The sequence below is a fragment of the Actinomyces israelii genome (assembly GCF_030253495.1).
GTDB lineage: Bacteria > Actinomycetota > Actinomycetes > Actinomycetales > Actinomycetaceae > Actinomyces > Actinomyces israelii.
Genome location: NZ_CP124548.1, coordinates 1545712 through 1561474, shown reverse-complemented (window position 1 = coordinate 1561474; position 15763 = coordinate 1545712). Strand labels below are relative to the sequence as shown.

The window sequence follows — 15763 nt, the reverse complement described above, 5'->3', positions numbered from 1 at the left end:
TCCTCCTCGCGCTCCCAGGTCGCCCCAGATCATTGTCAGTCATTTGTCGTTCCTTGTAGGGCGCCGGCTCGGGGACAGACGCATTCGCGTAAGGGACTCCGCGTCAGTTCACCGTGGCCGGCAACAGCTCGACGGCACCGGGATGGGACTCCATGTACTCCTCGACGGCGTCAGTCGCGAAGGCCTCAAAGAGCAGGGCGTCCGCATCTGGATCGAGGTTGACAATGGATTGTCCGTCATGGGACATGCCGGTCCCTGCAGTCGGCACGGTCATGAACTTGATGTCCCTGGACCGCACGCCCCGCACCCCCAGCGCGAGACTCTGCATCTCATCAATGGTAAAGCCCTCGTCGACCGCCATGGTGCTGGTGACCGCGTGAAGGAAGGAGTACAGCTTCGTCGGGTCGGATAGGGTGTCGCCGTTGAAGACCTGGAACACGATCGCCCGCATCCACGCCTGCTGCCGGTTGATCCTGTCGAAGTCGCCGCCCGGCAGCGTCTTGCGCTCGCGCGTGTAGGCGAGGGCCTGCTCGCCGTTGAGCATCTGGGCACCCGCACTGAACTCGGTTCCCGCCAGGGTCTGCGGGTTCTTCAGATTAATGGTCACGCCCCCGATCTCATCGGTCAGGGTCTTGAAGGACTCGAAGTCGGCCACGATGAAGTGATTGATGCGGATTCCGGTGAGCTGTTCGACGGTCTGAATCGTCAAAGCCGGTCCGCCGTAGGAGTACGCCGCGTTGATCTTGGCCGGCCCATGGCCGGGGATGTCGACCCAGGAGTCGCGCGGAATGGACATGACCGACACCTTCTGCCGGTCCCCGCTGACCTGCACGATCATGATCGCATCGGTGCGCTGAGCGCCGACCTGCCACTGAGAGGGGTCGCCCGCGCTGATGCGCGAGTCCGAGCCGAGCACCAGGAAGTTCGTTGCGGGCTCCTGTCCCTTCTCGACCGCCTGCTGCGGGGCGCGCGTCGGCAGGCCCGCGAACGGGTCGGCGAAGGTTTCCACGCTGCTGCCCAGCGTGTGCCTGACCCACAGGCCGACGGCCACAGTCCCCAGAACCAGGAGCAGCACCAGGCCCAGCACCGAGAGCAGCCCGATCTTCCAGAGGCGTCTGGACCGGCGCGTAGGGGCGTCGTCCCCAGCACCCGACATGGGGGGATCGTCGGGTTCCAGGGGCGTCGTGGCCGATGGGGAGGGATGACGCAGGGCGGTGTCAGTCATGGCGCTATGCAACCACCTGCTCGCGCGGCTCTAGAATCAGCCTCGCGTGCCGACACACATCAATCAGGTTACGTATTGCCCCTGCGCCGGCAGGGCCCTGCTCAGGCGAGCCTGTACATCCAGCTGTACGGGTCCTCGTAGGCTCCGTACTGGATGCCGGTGAGGCGGTCGTGGATCTCGCTGGTGACCTCGCTGCCCTCAATGGTCACCTCGAAGCCCTCCCCCTTGAGACGCCCTAGAGGCACGACGACGGCGGCCGTCCCGCAGGCGAACACCTCGCGGACCTTCCCGGACTCGATGTCCTCCAGCAGGCCCTCCAGGGCGATGGTGTCCTCCACGACCCGGCGACCGGCGTCGGTGAGCAGTCGGATGATCGCCGAACGGGTGCTGCCCTCCAGGATCGTGCCGGTCAGGTGGGGGGTGCGCACCGTCCCGTCGTCGTCAACGACCATGATGTTCATGCCGCCGAGCTCTTCGAGATTGCGCTCGGTGACGTCGTCGAGGAAGCAGACCTGGTCGCAGCCCTTGGCCGCGGCCTCCTCCTGAGGCAGCAGCGAGGAGGCGTAGTTGCCGCCGGTCTTGGCGAAGCCGGTGCCGCCGCGCCCGGCGCGGTGGTGGTTCTGGGTGACCCAGATGCTGATGGGCTTCAAGCCTCCGGTGAAGTAGGCGCCCGAGGGCGAGGCGATGACGTAGTAGTCCACGACGTCCGCGGCGCGCACCCCCAGGAATGCCGCGGAGGCGAAGGCGAAGGGACGCAGGTAGAGGGACTCGCCCCGACCGGCGGGGACCCACTGGGCGTCGGCGCGCACCAGGTCCACCAGGGAGGCGACGAAGTCCTCCTCGGGCAGCTCGGGCAGCGCCAGGCGGCGGGCGGAGACATTGAGCCGGGCCGCGTTGTAGCGGGGTCGGAAGGTCCAGATGCTGCCGTCGGCGTGCCGGTAGGCCTTGATTCCCTCGAAGATCTCCTGCCCGTAGTGCAGGACGGCGGCGGCGGGGGACAGCGTGAGGTCCTTGTAGGCCGTGACCGCGTGGCCGGCCCAGCCCACGCCGCGCGTCCAGCGGGCGTGCGCCATGTGGTCGGAGAACACGCTCCCGAAGTGGAGGTCGGTCAGGGCCTGCGCGCGCTGCGCGTCACTGGCGGCGTCGGGGTTGAGGGTCAGGGGGAAGCGGCCGGCGAGGTCGTCGGCGGGGGGGACGGCGACGGCGGCGGCACGGGCCAGAGGCGTCTCGAGGGAGCTGGGCGTGGGAGCGGCGGCCGCGGTCTCAGACATGGCCGCAGCCTACAGCCGCGCTCACGGCGGTAAGCGGCTTTTCTCGCATACTGACCGGCTCCCGACGGTAGGCTGCTTGTTATGCGCCCCATCACCCCAAGGGCGTTCGCAACAGCCGTTCGTCGCGCACTGGCGCTGGTTGCCGCGGCCGCCGTAGCAACCTGCGGGGTATCCTGCCGAACGGATCCGGACGCCCGTTCCTCGCCCGTCTCGACGGCGGCCGGCGACGCCGCGGCAGCGCCCTCCGTGCCGGCGCTCGCCTCGGCCGTCGCCGTCTCCTTCCCCGAGCTCGACGGCTACGCCGCCTCCGCATCCCCCTCCCCCGCCGGCGGGAGCACCGTGGCCGAGCGCTCCTGGTCCTCGCCGGCGACTGGGTGCTCCGTACGCGCGGAGGTCGCCTCCGGCCTGCAGCCGGTCGTCCCTGACGGCGACGACCAGTCCTTGTCCGAGGCGCGGGCGGACGGTCTGGGTACGGGGTACCAGTCGTACGCCGGTACCGGCCGGGCTCGGCTCACCGGCCTGAACGGCGGTGAGCCCTATGCCGGGATCGTCAGTTCCTTCACCGCGAAGGTGGACGGCTCGGACGCCGCCGGGAAGTCCTTCGTTCGAGTCTGGTCGGCCGACGACGTGGCGCTGTCGGCGGTCGAGGTCTGTCCGCAGGGCGCCTTCGACGACGACGCCTGGAACGCACTGACCCGAGGAATCAGCTTGACCGGGCTGTCGGGACCTTCTCGCTGGCCCGGCGGAGAGCCGACGACGCCACCGGATCACCGTCCCGGGGCGTCGCCCGCGCCTGAGGACCCGCCGCCCCTCGACCGGACCCGGCCGCCGGGCCCCGGCGCGGACCGTGGGCCGGGCAACGAGCGCAAGCCCACGGTGGAGCCCAGCAGGGCGGCCTTCTGAGCGAGTCAGGCAGCTGGCGGCCCGTCTCTTTCCCGGTCCTGGTCCATCGCCGCCGGTGTGTGCCTGTTCTAGAAGGGTGGGACGGTGGCGAGCAGCGGGGTGAGGCTGAGGGCGGACTGCCGGGGTGTCGTTGAGGGCGTGGGCGGGGCGGCAGGACCACCGGCCGGCCCGGCGGCGGCGGCACCGGCCGGGTCGGGGGCCAGCAGCGGCGCCACCGCCCGCTCGACCCACGCCCGTCAGAGCCACCCCCGGCGCCATCCCCGACAGCACCGCCGTCACGGCCCCCAGCCCATCAAAGCCCCCGGGCGGGACCGCCGCCACCGGCACCGTCCGCACCACCCGGCGCGGGCGGCTCACCAGCACCCCGAGTACCGAACATGCGTACACGACAGTATCCGCCCCCCCCAACGCAACCCCTAGAACCCCGGAATCCCAACACAAACCCGGGCCCCAGCGCCCCCCCCCGCACGCGCAGAGCCCGGCCTCGCTCCGCGGCGACCTCGCACACCGTCCAGCACACCCGCGCGCACGACACACCAGAACCGATCTCGAGCCGGAACCGGACCGATCTCGGCGAAAAGGGGCGGGGGGCGAGAGGCCTGTGGGCGTCGCCGGGAGCGGGGATCAGACCCGCAGCACGGCGGTAACGTCGTCGCCGATCTGGCTGGTGGAGCGGACCAGCGGCGTCCCGGCGGCACTGGCCGCCGCACGGGCGGCCATATCGGCCTCGACGGCGGCCTCGACCCGGTGGGCGGCGTCGGCCTGCCCGATGTGCTCCAGCAGCATGGCGACGGCGCTGATGGTGGCGATCGGGTCGGCCCTGCCCTGACCGGCGATGTCGGGGGCGGAGCCGTGGACGGGCTCGAACATGGAGGGAAAGGCGCCGTCGGGGTTGATATTGCCCGAGGCCGACAGGCCGATGCCGCCGGTGACGGCGCCGGCCTCGTCGGTGAGGATGTCGCCGAAGAGGTTGTCGGTGACGATGACGTCGAAGCGGCCGGGGTCGGTGACCAGGTAGATGGTGGCGGCGTCCACGTGGCTGTAGTCCACGCGCACCTCGGGGTACTCGGCGCCGACGGCGTCGACGGTGCGCCGCCACAGGTGACCGGCGTTGACCAGCACATTGTGCTTGTGGACCAGGGTCAGGTGCCTGGCGGGACGTGCCTGGGCCTGCTTGAAGGCGTAGCGCACGACGCGCTCGACGCCATAGGCGGTGTTGACGCTGACCTCAGTGGCGATCTCCTGGGGGGTGCCCACGCGGACCGCTCCCCCGTTGCCGCAGTACAGGCCCTCGGTGCCCTCTCGCACGACGACGAAGTCGATGTCGCCGGGATCGGCCAGCGGGGTGGGTACGCCCGGGTAGTACCTGGAGGGACGCAGGTTGACGTAGTGGTCCAGGGCGAAGCGCAGACGCAGAAGCAGACCGCGCTCCAGGACGCCGGAGGGGACGGAGGGGTCGCCGACGGCGCCCAGCAGGATGACGTCATGGGCTTTGATGGCCTCCAGGTCGGCGTCGGCGAGGGTCTCGCCGGTGCGGTGCCAGCGGTCGGCACCCAGGTCGAAGTCGGTGGCGGCGATCCCGACGCCGGTTCCCTCCAGGGCGGCGGCCAGGACCTTGAGCCCCTCGGGCACAACCTCCCTGCCGACGCCGTCCCCGGGGATCACTGCGAGCTTGATGGTCTGCTTCTGCGTCATGCTCCCAGGGTACGGACATGAACCAGGATGTGAGACGGGAGGCCCGCATGCTGGCGGCGCGGGGGCGCGGTCCGACAGCGCGCCGCCTCCGAGCCGGCGCCCGGTCAGCCCGGCCGACCTCAAGCCGTCGCGGGGCAACGGAGAGTGCCGGCCGCATCGAGTCACCCCGGTTATGACGCTCCGGCACCATCTTGTTTGTTGCGATTCGGTCTACTCCGCAACTACGGTTGCAGCGATCCGAGAAACCGGAGGCCCACCCCGCGAGCCTTCCGTGCAGCCCGCCAACCAGAGGTTTCCCATGAGCAAGCACGTCATGGTCATCTACGGCACCCGCCCGGAGGCACTCCTCGCACCACTGCCCGTCCAGCGCTGCACGACGGAGGTCGCCTCCGCGGCTGCCGGGCCCTTCAGGAGCGGTCGGCCAGTTGTGGACCTGCCGGCGAAGCCCCTGGTCTAGCCTCCGTGTCGGGTCACCGTGGCACTGCGATCCAGATCTCTCTCGCCCGTCATGCCCGACGGGCTGAGCCTGGGCGAGCTCGAGCTCTTCCTTCCCCGTGACAGCCGCGCCCTGCGCGTAGACCTCACCTCATGGACTTTCTGGTTGCTGACAGCAACGGTCGCCCGCACGCTGCTGTCAAGCAGCCACGTCCTGTTCCCCAGGCTCCTCACCGTCGGCATCGTGGCGGCACTGATCGTCCAGACGACTGCCTGGTTGGTGACGCGGCGCTACTACCCGTGGGCCTCGTTAAAAGTCGTGCCCTTCCTGGCCGTCGGCGGTCTTGGCTACGCCGTCGGGATGAGCGTCCTGGACTTTCTGTTCGGGGTGCGGCCGCTGCCCCGATCCGCGGCACTGGTCGGCGCCGTCATCGCGATCACGATGCAGCTGGTGCGCCGCCGTCGGTGGATGAGACGGGCGCTCAAGGTGCACGGCACCGGGGCGGCATCATGACCCCGCCCCTCCCCCGGCGGTCATGGCCGGTGGCCGATGTCGGCGGCTCCCGCCTGCACCTGCCCCACGGCACGACGCCCGCCCTGGACTCCGCCATGTGGGTGCTGGCCCTGGCGATCGTCGCGATGCTCAACATCGAGGCCGGCTCGATGCCGGCGACCGGCCCGGCCATCGGTATCGCGTCGCTGCTCGCCGTCGCTCTCCAGGTGATCCTCTACGTCTTCCTCCTTCGGGGCCGGGCACGGTTCGGAACGATCGACGAGATCCCCCAGCTGCTCTTCTCGGACCTGTTCATTGCGGCAGTCCTCACCATGGTGACGGCGCTGGCGGAGTACTACCACTTCCTCCCCCTCATCCCGGTGGGCAGTGCGGTCATCTCCGGCGCGGTGGCGCTCACGCTGCACCTGGGATCGCGCTGGTTCTTCCGCCAGTACATCGCGCTGCGACGTCGCCCCGAGGGGCGTCGGGCGCGGCGCACCATAATCCTGGGAGCGGGCTCCGGCGGCGCCCAGGCGATCGGCCTCATGCAGGACGACCGGGACTCCGCCTTCGAGCCGGTCGCGATCCTCGACGACGACCGGGCCAAGCGCCACCTGCGCATCAGCGGCGTACGGGTACTCGGCCCGTGGCGGGCGCTGGGCCAGATCGCCAAGGAGACCCGCGCCGACCTGGTACTCCTGGCGGTCCCCTCGGCAACCCCGGAGCGGGTGGACGAGGTCGTCCGTCACGCCCACACCCTGGGGCTCGACATCCGGGTCATGCCCTCCACGCAGGAGCTCATGGGCGCAGCGGCCTCCCGCCGCTCCGGAGCCTCCCAGATCCGCGGGACGCAGGTGTTCCGCCCCCTGGAGATCGAGGACCTCCTGGGACGACGGGCCATCGACACGGACGTGGACGCCATCTGCAAGTACCTCACGGACGAGCGGGTCCTGGTCACCGGAGCGGGCGGCTCGATCGGCTCCCAGCTGTGCCGGGAGATCTTCCGGTACAAGCCGGAGCGGCTCATCATGGTCGACCGCGACGAGTCCGCCCTCCATGCGGTCCAGCTGTCCCTGGACGGCAGAGCAATGCTCGACTCCCCGAATCTGGTCCTGGGCGACCTGCGCACACCGGGGCTCATCGAGTCCCTCTTCGCCAAGTCCCGGCCGACTATCGTCTTTCACGCGGCGGCGCTCAAGCACCTCACCCTGACCGAGCGCTTCCCGGAGGAGGCCTTCCTCACCAACGTCGCCGTCACCCAGGACCTGCTCCGGACCGCGGCCGCCTCCGAGGTGCAGCGCTTCATCAACGTCTCCACGGACAAGGCGGCGGACCCCGAGTGCGTCCTGGGCTACTCCAAGCGGATGGCGGAGCGGCTCACCTCCACGGTGGGTCAGACTCTCGACGGCGACCGTCGCTTCATGTCCGTCCGCTTCGGCAACGTGCTCGGATCGCGCGGCTCCGCGCTGCTGACCTTCGCCTCGCAGCTGGAGCGCGGACTGCCCATGACCATCACGGACCCCCATATGGAGCGCTTCTTCATGAGCGTGGATGAGGCCTGCCAGCTGGTCCTTCAAGCGGGTGCACTGGGACGCTCCGGCGAGGTCCTCGTGCTGGACATGGGGCAGCCGCACAATATCGAGGAGATAGCCCGCCGCTTCGCGACGCTCCTGGGCTACACCGACGCGCCCGTGGTCTATACGTATGTGCGCCCCGGGGAGAAGATGAGCGAGTGCCTCTTCGGCGCCGGCGAGGAGGATGTCCGTCCATCGCACCCGCTCGTGTCCCAGACGCGAGTGCCCCCCGTTCCTATGAGCACGCTGAGGGTCGTGATGACCTCCGCGACATGACTCGCGTCGGCCAGCACAAGGAGCTTGTGCGCCAGTGGATGAGGTCCTCATCACGATCGGGGGTGCAGGCATGACGCCGGCTCTCATCGTCGGGCTGCTCAACGCCGCCGCCCTGTCCGCGCTGCTGACGGCGTTGGCGATCCCGCTGCTGCGCCGCGCCCACGTCATCGACATCCCTGTGGGCCGCTCCCTGCACGAGCACCCGATCCCGCGCGGGGGCGGACTCGCCGTCGTCCTGGCGGTGGCGCTCAGCGTCTGGGCCGCGCCCCTGATCGCCTTCAGCCTGGACGGCCTGCCCCACATGTCGGCGCGCTTCGACATCGTGATTCTGGGCCTCAGCACGATCCTCGCCTTCGCACTGGTCGGCCTGGCCGAGGACCTCTACTCCCTGCCCGCCACGACCCGTCTCGGGCTGCAGCTCGGCCTGGGGCTGCTGCTGGGCCTGGGGGCGTGCCTGGAGCTCAGGACGTCAATGTGGCCGGCACCGGTGATCGCCGTGTGCTCGGCGGGGCTGGTCAACGTCACGAACTTCATGGACGGGGCCAACGGCCTGGCCGCCGGCCACGCCGTGGTCGCGGCGGGGTGGTTCGTGGCGGTCTCCCTGCTGCTTCCGGTGCCCGGTCTGGGATTCGTCATGATCGTCGTGTCGGGGGCGTGCCTGGGGTTCCTGCCCTTCAACGCGCCCCGGGCCAGGGTGTTCCTGGGGGACTCGGGCTCCTACGCCCTGGGCGGGGCGTGGTCCTTCGCGGCGACGGTCTGCCTGGCCGACAGGGTGCCGGCGGACGTCTCGGTGGCGCCGCTGCTCGTCCTGGTGGCGGACGCGGGATACACGCTGTGGCTGCGGGTGCATGCCGGGCAGCGCTGGTACGAGGCGCACAAGCTGCACGTCTACCAGCGCCTGGTCTCCGCCGGGTGGCCGCACTGGGGCTCGGCGCTGCTGGTGAGCGGAACCGCCCTGGCGTGCTGCGCCATGACGGTGATCGACCTGCGCTCCCGCCACGTGTCATGGCTACCGGCGGCCGGAGTGGTCCTGATCCTGCTCGCCTATCTGCACATGCCGGTGCTCGTCGGGGCGCCGAGCCCCTTCCACCGCCCTCGGGCAGGGGGCTGATGCTGTGCGAGTCCTTGTGCTGACCCACTACTGGGCCCCGGAGATCGGGGCGCCGCAGAAGCGCTGGCGCCGGCTGGCGGAGGGCCTGACCGCGCGCGGGCACGAGCTGGCGGTCCTGACGCCCTCCCCCCACTACCCCGCGGGCCGCCTCCTGGAGGACTCTCCGGCGTACGCCCCCGGGAGCATCCACCGCGACGCGTCCGGGGCCCTGATCCACCGGACGGCCTTCCGCCCCTACGACGCGGGCCTGGGCGGCCGCGGCGCGGACCAGGCCGTCGCCGCCGCGCACGCGCTGCGCCTGGGGCTGCACCGCTTCGCGGGCGCCAACCGGCCCGACGTCGTCGTCGGCTCGGTCCCGGGGCTGCCGACGCTGCCGGCGGCCCTCGCCCTGGGCCGGGGGCTGCGGCGGCCCGTCGTGGCCGAGCTGCGCGACGCCTGGCCGGACATCCTCGCCTCGGCCGACGACTGGGCGTCTGCCCCGGACCGTGCCGACAGCCGGCGGTCGCGGGCCCGGGAAACGGTTCTGAGCGGTATCCGCGGCGCCATCCCGCCGGCCGTGACGTGGTTGGAGCGCGGTGCCGCAGCCGTCGTGACGACGACGGAGTCCTTCGCACGGGTCCTGCGCGAGCGCGGGATGGGGCGCGTGGTGACGGTGCGCAACACCGCCGAGCCCCGCTACTGGGCCCTGCCCTCGGTGCCGCGCGAGCGGGCCGACGGGGCGCTTCACGTGCTCTACCTGGGAACGGTGGGGCGGGCGCAGGGCCTGCGCAGCGCGGTGCGCGCGGCGGCCCTCGCCCGCGCCCGGGGCACGCGCATGGTCCTGCGGGTCGTGGGCGAGGGCGCGGACCTGGCCCCGATGCGCTCCGAGGCGCAGGACCTGGCCGCCCCCGTGGAGGTCCTCCCTACGGTCCCCGCCGATCTGGTGGCCGCCCACTACGCGTGGGCGGACTCGGTCCTCGTGTCCCTGCAGGACTGGCCCTCCATGGAGCTGACTGTCCCCTCCAAGCTGTATGAGGTCATGGCGGCCGGACGGCACGTGAGTCTCGCGGCAGCGGGCGCCGCCGGCCGCATCGTGAGCGCCTCCCGCAGCGGCGACGTCGTACCACCGCAGGATCCCGACGCGCTGGCCCGCCTGTGGCGGGGGCTCGCAGCAGACCGCAGCCGCCTGTTCGTCACGGGCGGCGGGCCGTGGTTGGAGGCGCACGCCGCCCCTGACGCGCTGGTCGACCGCTACGAGACCGTCCTGGGGGAGGTCGCCCATGCCTGACTTTCAACGCCTTCGGAACGTGTTCCTGCTCGGCGACACGGCCTGGCGGCACCTGGCCGAGGACCCGCTGCTGCTGGTGGTGCAGGCCTCCCGGCGGCTGCCGGTCTCGACCAGGGCGGTGACGTCCCGACTGGTCGGTGCGGGGGCTGCACCGACCGGCGTGCGTCGCGCACTGGCGGAATTCGTCGCCGACCGGCCGCGTGCGGCCGCGCGGGCGCTGGCCGCCGTCGAGCCGGGTTCCGCCCTGGGGCGCCGGGTGGCCGCCGAGCTGGCGGTGCAGGTGGGCGACGCCGCCCTGGTCCCCGGGGGTGTGGAGACGGCCGGCCCGTCGGTGCGGGCCCGGGAGCTGTGGTCCCGCGGACACCTCTCCCGGGCGGTCCATGTGCTCGACGACGCGCCCCGGGCCCGGGCCCAGCGGGCGCGCCTGCGTTCGGAGATGGCGACGATGAGCCCGAGGTTCGCGCTTCCCGGGGTCGTCCCCTCCCCCGCCTGGTCGGGACCGGCGCGAAGGGCGCGCCCGCGGGTGCTTCACGTCCTGACGAACTCGCTGCCGCGCACGCAGTCCGGCTACGCCGTGCGCTCCCACGCGGTGCTGCGCTCGCAGGTCGCGGCCGGGATCGAGGCGAGGGCGGTGATCCGTGTCGGGTACCCGGTCACCGTGGGCCTGGTGGGTGCCGCGCGCGAGGACCGGGTGGACGGCGTCATCTACCGCAGGCTGCTCCCGGCCCGTCTGGCGCCGACGTCCGCCGCCCGCCTGGTGCAGATGACCCGCCTGCTGGCTCGGGAGGTCGAGGAGTTCCGCCCCGACGTGCTGCACACGACGACGAACTACCAGAACGCGCTCGTGACCCGGGCCGTGGCCCGGTCCTACGGCCTGCCGTGGGTCTACGAGATGCGGGGCGTCCTGGAGTACACCTGGGTGGCGCGGCGACCCGCCGCGCAGGAGGCCGAGGCCCTCGCCTCGGAGCGCTTCTCCATGCTGCGCGCCAAGGAGACGGAGATGGCCGTGGAGGCGGACGCGGTCATCGTCCTGTCCCGGGTGCAGCGGGAGGACCTGATCGCCCGCGGCATCCCGGCAGAGCGGATCTCCGTTGTGCCCAATGCCGTGGAGGCGCCGGTCCTGGAGGCGCCTCGCCTCCTGCCGGCCGACGCCCGCCAGGCCGTGGGCCTGCCCCGGGCCGGGTTCTGGGTGGGCAGCGTGTCCTCGCTCGTGGACTATGAGGGCTTCGGGGTTCTCCTGCGGGCGGTGGCGCGGTGCCGCGAGCAGGGGGCGGACGTGCGCTGCGCCCTTGCGGGCGACGGCGTGAGTCGCCCCGGGCTCGCCGCCCTGGCCGCGGACCTGGGGCTGGGGGGCGAGGTCTGCGTCCTGCCCGGACGGGTGGATCATCGGCTGGCCCTGGACTGGTACCAGGTGCTGGACGTCTTCTGCGTTCCCCGGCTGGACACGCCGGTGTGCCGGATGGTGACGCCGCTGAAGCCTCTCACCGCGATGGCGCTGGGCCGCCCGGTGGTCGCCTCGGCCCTCCCGGCCCTCGCGGAGGTGATCGAGCCGGGCTGCGGCCGCTCCTTCCCGCCGGGCGACGCCGAGGCCCTCGCCCGGATCCTGACGGCAATGGCGACCGGCGGCCCGGACCGCGACCCTGCCGCAGGGACCACGCGGACGACCGCTCCGCTGCCCACGTGGGAGAAGAATGGAATCCGTAACGCCGAGATGTACGAGGAGCTCCGATGAGCGAGTCGCCGGACATGACGGACATGGCCTGGATGGACAAGCAGTCGTGGCGCGACGACGACGCCGGCGACTCGGTCAGCGTCCTGGAGCTGGCCGAGCTGCGGCCGGTCGGGAAGCGTCCCTCGCTGCCCGCCTACACCCGCAGGCTGTGGCAGCGGCGCCACTTCATCTGGGCGGATGCCCGCGCCAAGGCGCTGGGCTCACAGCGCGGGACGTTCCTGGGCAACGCGTGGCTCGTGGCCAGGCCCATGCTGGACGCCTCCGTCTTCTTCGTGGTGTTCGGCCTCCTGCTGCAGACCAGCCGGGGAATTGAGAACTTCATCGGCTACCTCATTGTGGGCGTCACCCTGTTCCCGCCGCTTCAGCGGGCCATCACCGGGGGCAGCCAGGTGATCGTGGGCGGCAGGAACCTCATTCGCGGGTTCTCCTTCCCGCGGGCGGCTCTGCCGATCTCCTACACGATCCGCTGCGCCATCGACATGCTGCCGCCGTTGACCGCGATCCTCATTCTCGTCATCATCCTTCCACCGCACGCCTACCCGACATGGCGGTGGGTACTGGTCCTCCCGGTCTTCGTGCTCCAGGTCCTGCTGAGCCTGGGACTGGCCTTCGTCACCTCAAGGATCACAACCATGATCCCGGACATGCGCAACATCTGGCCCTTCCTCACGCAGTTCTGGTTCTACGGCTCGGGCATCTTCTTCTCCTACGACCGCTTCATCGACCATCCGGTCATCCTGAGGGCCATGGACTTCAACCCCGGGTATGGCTGGAATTAAACAAGATCGGTGTGTGATGGTGTGATTGGGAGGTGCTCGAAGTCGTAGTCGAAGGTGCGGTTGGTGATGTAGGCGGTGAAGGCCGCGAAGGTGTTCTCCGGGGTGTCGCGCTGGAGGTTGGCGATATTGTTCTTGGCGGCGTTCCACACGTGTTCTGTGGGACCCAAGGTCTGGGGCGTAGGGGGGCATGTAGATGGGTGTGATGCGCTCCAGAGCCTGGCCGGGGGCGTAGAGGTCGGTCAGGGCCTTGGCGTGGTGGAACCTGGCGTTGTCCAGGACGACCGCGATCTTCTTCCCCTCATCGGTCTCGCGCGCCAGGCGATCCATCATGAGGGTGATCTGCTCGGCGTTCTGGTTTCCCTCGATGGGGTAGATTCTCATTTTCTTGGTCGTCAGGCTCAGTGCCCCGAAGAACGACTGGCTCGCCTTCTTGCGGTCCACGTACAGCTTTGTTCTCTTTCCCTTGGGAAGCCACATGCGCCGGGTCTCGGCCTCGTGCTCGACGCGGACCTCGTCGACGGTGTAGACCTCCCAGCCTTCTTTCAGCAGATCGGCGACCTGGTCCCGGATCTCGGCCATCCGCCTGGTGATGGCCTTCTCGTCGCGGCGCTTGTCGAACGGGTCGGGGAGCTTGAAGGTCATGCCCAGAAAGCGCATGAGCAGCCGGTAGGAGGACTCGGACCTGTACTCGACTCCGAACTTGATCTGCACGACGTCCTTAAGGGCCGGGACGTCCCAGAAACCGGCTTTGACGCCTGCCTCCGAGGGCGGTCTACTGAGAATCTCCTCCAGCTCCTCCTTCTGCGCCCGCTTGAGCTTTGCCGCATTCTCGTTGCCGGCGTGACCGGTTACCACGGAGCCCATCCTGTATCTCCGCCATTCTGACAGCCACTCACGTACCGTCCCCTCGGCCCGCTCGACCATCTCCGCGATAATATCCAGGCCGACGCCGCGGGCAGCGTACACAATCGCCTCCGCCTTCATTCTCACCAGCCTGTAGGTGTCCGAGCGCTTCTTCCACCTGATGAGGATGTCCCGTTCCTCGTCCGTCATGTCGATCTGCATGAGACTATCTTATACGAGGTGCTCCGCAGACGCCAACCAGGAATCCCGCAGCAGCTGCCCCAGAATGTCATTTTGTTTAATTCCAGCCATACCTCACCATCGCCATGTATCGCGATGTCATCTTGTACCAGACGGTCCCGGATGCCCGCATGTGGAGGATCCTCATCGCGTGGGCGGTGGGGCTGAGCGCCATCGGCTACGTGTTCTTCTGGGAGAAGGAGGAGTCCTATGGCGCAGAGCGCTGAGGAGGCGGGCGCGTCCACGCCGGACGACGCCGCCCGGCCTGAGACCGCCGTTCCTCCTGTCACCGTGGTCGCCGAGAACGTGCGGGTCCGCTACCGGGCGCCGTCGACGGATGCTGCGGACTTCCGTGAGGCCTCCCTGGGACGGAAGGTCTTTCTGCGCCTGACGGGCCAGAAGCCGAAGGTGACGGTGGACGCCCTCAAGGGGGTCTCCTTCGTGGCCCGCGCCGGGCAGTCGATCGGGATCCTGGGGCGCAATGGGTCTGGGAAGTCCACTCTCCTGCGGATTATCGCCGGCCTGGAGACGCCGCGCTCCGGCTTTGTCTCCGCCCGCTCCAATCCTGTGCTCCTGGGGGTCAACGCGGCCCTGGTCCCGGACCTGTCCGGTGAGCGGAACGTGCGCCTGGGCTGCCTGGCCATGGGGCTGAGCCGCGCGGAGACGGAGGCGGTCCTGCCCGATATTGTCGAGCTGGCCGGAATCGGCAAGAGCATCTACCGGCCGATGAAGACCTACTCCTCGGGCATGGCCTCCCGTCTGCGCTTCGCGATCGCCGCGGCCTCGAACCCCGACATCCTTCTCATCGACGAGGCCCTGTCCACGGGCGACGCCGCCTTCAAGGAGCGCAGCGAGAACAAGATGACGCAGCTGCGGCAGAACGCCGGCACCGTCTTCATCGTCAACCACGCGGCTCAGGTCATCGAGGAGATGTGCACGCGCGCCCTGTGGCTCATGGACGGGGCGCTCATCGGCGACGGCCCCGGTCCGGAGATCGCCCACGACTACCGGTGGTGGTCGTGGAATATCGCCAAGAACGAGCCGGAGAAGGCGGACAAGATACTCGCCGGCTGCCGGGAGAAGTGGGCTCCGACCCCGCCCCGCATCCAGCGCTCCGACAGCCGCATGCTCCCCATGCGGCACGCGGTGCAGGGCTGAGCGCCCCAATGGCCAGACTCACGGTCTACGGCTCCTGCGTGAGCAGGGACGCTGCCAGCGTGCTCGAGGGCCGCGGCTGGAGCGTGGAGCGGTACATCGCCAGGCAGTCCCTCATCAGCGCGGGCACCAGCGCTGATGTCAGCGACCTGGACCTGGGCGTCCTCGCCTCGGCATTCGTCCGGCGCTCCTTCCTCAGCGACGCGGCCGGAGATCTGGAGGCGCAGCTGGCCGAGGCGGCCGACCGCACCGACCTTCTCCTGTGGGACCTCACCGACGAGCGCCTGGGGGTCATCGAGACGGTGCCGGGATGTTTCCTCACCCGTTCCACGGAGGGCATGGCCGCCGGCCTCTACGAGTGGGCCAGCGGCCGGCTCCTCGAGCTGGGCACCGATGAGCACCTCCACCGGTGGGAGCGGGCGCTCCCCCGTTTCCGAGCCGTTCTGGAGCGCCACGGCCTGCTGGAACGAACGGTCCTGCTCAATGCGCCATGGGCGCTGCGGACCGCTGCGGGAGAGCCGACCGTATCGAGCTGGGGCCTGACGGCTCAGGAAGCGAACTGCATAATCGCCGAGTATGTGGAGAATGTGCGGAAAGAGCTTCCCGTCCCGGTGCTGCGCGTCCCCGACGAGCTGGTCGTCGCGGACACGAGGCATCGTTGGGGGGCCGCCCCATTTCACTACACCCCGGGTCTCTACGAGTGGGTGGCGGACGCCGTCGAGGCGCGGCGCGGCGCACAGTAGGCCCGCCGGTGGCACCTGCTG

At 70.2% G+C, this 15763-nt stretch carries 14 protein-coding genes and 1 pseudogene; 11 read left to right on the top strand and 4 right to left on the bottom strand.

The genetic code is table 11. The annotated features are described in order from the left end of the window. Positions 1-103: 103 nt before the first annotated feature. Together AIF0345_RS06365 and AIF0345_RS06360 are read right to left on the bottom strand one after the other, a co-directional pair. A complete protein-coding gene (locus AIF0345_RS06365; protein WP_285297695.1) occupies positions 104-1225 on the bottom strand; it encodes an LCP family protein in 1122 nt (373 codons plus the stop codon). Between the two features lie 101 nt (positions 1226-1326). Next, positions 1327-2496, bottom strand: a complete 1170-nt coding sequence (locus tag AIF0345_RS06360; protein ID WP_285297694.1) for a branched-chain amino acid aminotransferase — start codon at positions 2494-2496, stop codon at positions 1327-1329. A 246-nt stretch (positions 2497-2742) separates the two neighbouring features. Here AIF0345_RS06360 and AIF0345_RS06355 point away from each other — a divergent pair, with 246 nt between their 5' ends. Further along, entirely contained in the window at positions 2743-3399 is a 657-nt protein-coding gene (locus AIF0345_RS06355; RefSeq protein WP_052375251.1) for a hypothetical protein, read from the top strand. A 624-nt stretch (positions 3400-4023) separates the two neighbouring features. Here the strand turns inward: AIF0345_RS06355 and AIF0345_RS06350 are convergent. Continuing rightward, complete coding sequence (locus AIF0345_RS06350) at positions 4024-5094, bottom strand: 3-isopropylmalate dehydrogenase (protein ID WP_268918270.1); 1071 nt, start codon at positions 5092-5094, stop codon at positions 4024-4026. Positions 5095-5392: 298 nt separating this feature from the next. Between AIF0345_RS06350 and AIF0345_RS06345 the strand changes: the two genes are divergently transcribed. From AIF0345_RS06345 to AIF0345_RS06315, 7 genes are read left to right on the top strand one after another with little or no spacing between them, the layout of a single operon-like run. Further along, positions 5393-5551 carry a hypothetical protein gene (locus tag AIF0345_RS06345; RefSeq protein WP_285297693.1) on the top strand — a complete coding sequence of 53 codons (159 nt, stop codon included), beginning with the start codon at positions 5393-5395 and terminating at the stop codon, positions 5549-5551. Positions 5552-5602: 51 nt separating this feature from the next. Then, positions 5603-6043, top strand: a complete 441-nt coding sequence (locus AIF0345_RS06340) for a dolichyl-phosphate beta-D-mannosyltransferase (RefSeq protein WP_268918269.1) — start codon at positions 5603-5605, stop codon at positions 6041-6043. Then, the gene (locus tag AIF0345_RS06335) at positions 6040-7872 is read left to right on the top strand and encodes a polysaccharide biosynthesis protein (protein ID WP_285297692.1); all 1833 of its coding nucleotides are present in this window, start codon (positions 6040-6042) and stop codon (positions 7870-7872) included. Before AIF0345_RS06340 ends, AIF0345_RS06335 begins: the two co-directional genes overlap by 4 nt. A 34-nt stretch (positions 7873-7906) precedes the next feature. Continuing rightward, positions 7907-8983: an MraY family glycosyltransferase gene (locus tag AIF0345_RS06330; RefSeq protein ID WP_285297691.1), complete on the top strand. Its 1077-nt coding sequence runs from the start codon at positions 7907-7909 to the stop codon at positions 8981-8983. 4 nt (positions 8984-8987) lie between these two features. Continuing rightward, on the top strand, positions 8988-10250 hold the full coding sequence (locus AIF0345_RS06325) for a glycosyltransferase family 4 protein (protein WP_285297690.1): 1263 nt from the start codon (positions 8988-8990) through the stop codon (positions 10248-10250). Further along, positions 10243-11982, top strand: coding sequence for a glycosyltransferase (locus AIF0345_RS06320; RefSeq protein WP_285297689.1), 1740 nt, complete (start codon positions 10243-10245; stop codon positions 11980-11982). The genes AIF0345_RS06325 and AIF0345_RS06320 overlap by 8 nt, the downstream gene beginning before the upstream one ends. Beyond that, positions 11979-12761, top strand: coding sequence for an ABC transporter permease (locus AIF0345_RS06315; RefSeq protein ID WP_285297688.1), 783 nt, complete (start codon positions 11979-11981; stop codon positions 12759-12761). The genes AIF0345_RS06320 and AIF0345_RS06315 overlap by 4 nt, the downstream gene beginning before the upstream one ends. A 225-nt stretch (positions 12762-12986) precedes the next feature. Here AIF0345_RS06315 and AIF0345_RS06310 read toward each other — a convergent pair. After that, positions 12987-13685, bottom strand: a pseudogene (locus AIF0345_RS06310) (IS630 family transposase); the annotation flags it as partial. 263 nt (positions 13686-13948) lie between these two features. Between AIF0345_RS06310 and AIF0345_RS06305 the strand changes: the two are divergent. From AIF0345_RS06305 to AIF0345_RS06295, 3 genes are read left to right on the top strand one after another with little or no spacing between them, the layout of a single operon-like run. Next, positions 13949-14071 carry a hypothetical protein gene (locus AIF0345_RS06305; protein ID WP_285297687.1) on the top strand — a complete coding sequence of 41 codons (123 nt, stop codon included), beginning with the start codon at positions 13949-13951 and terminating at the stop codon, positions 14069-14071. After that, positions 14055-15002 carry an ABC transporter ATP-binding protein gene (locus tag AIF0345_RS06300; RefSeq protein ID WP_285297686.1) on the top strand — a complete coding sequence of 316 codons (948 nt, stop codon included), beginning with the start codon at positions 14055-14057 and terminating at the stop codon, positions 15000-15002. Before AIF0345_RS06305 ends, AIF0345_RS06300 begins: the two co-directional genes overlap by 17 nt. A gap of 8 nt (positions 15003-15010) precedes the next feature. Next, positions 15011-15742, top strand: coding sequence for a DUF6270 domain-containing protein (locus AIF0345_RS06295; RefSeq protein ID WP_285297685.1), 732 nt, complete (start codon positions 15011-15013; stop codon positions 15740-15742). Positions 15743-15763: the final 21 nt, after the last annotated feature.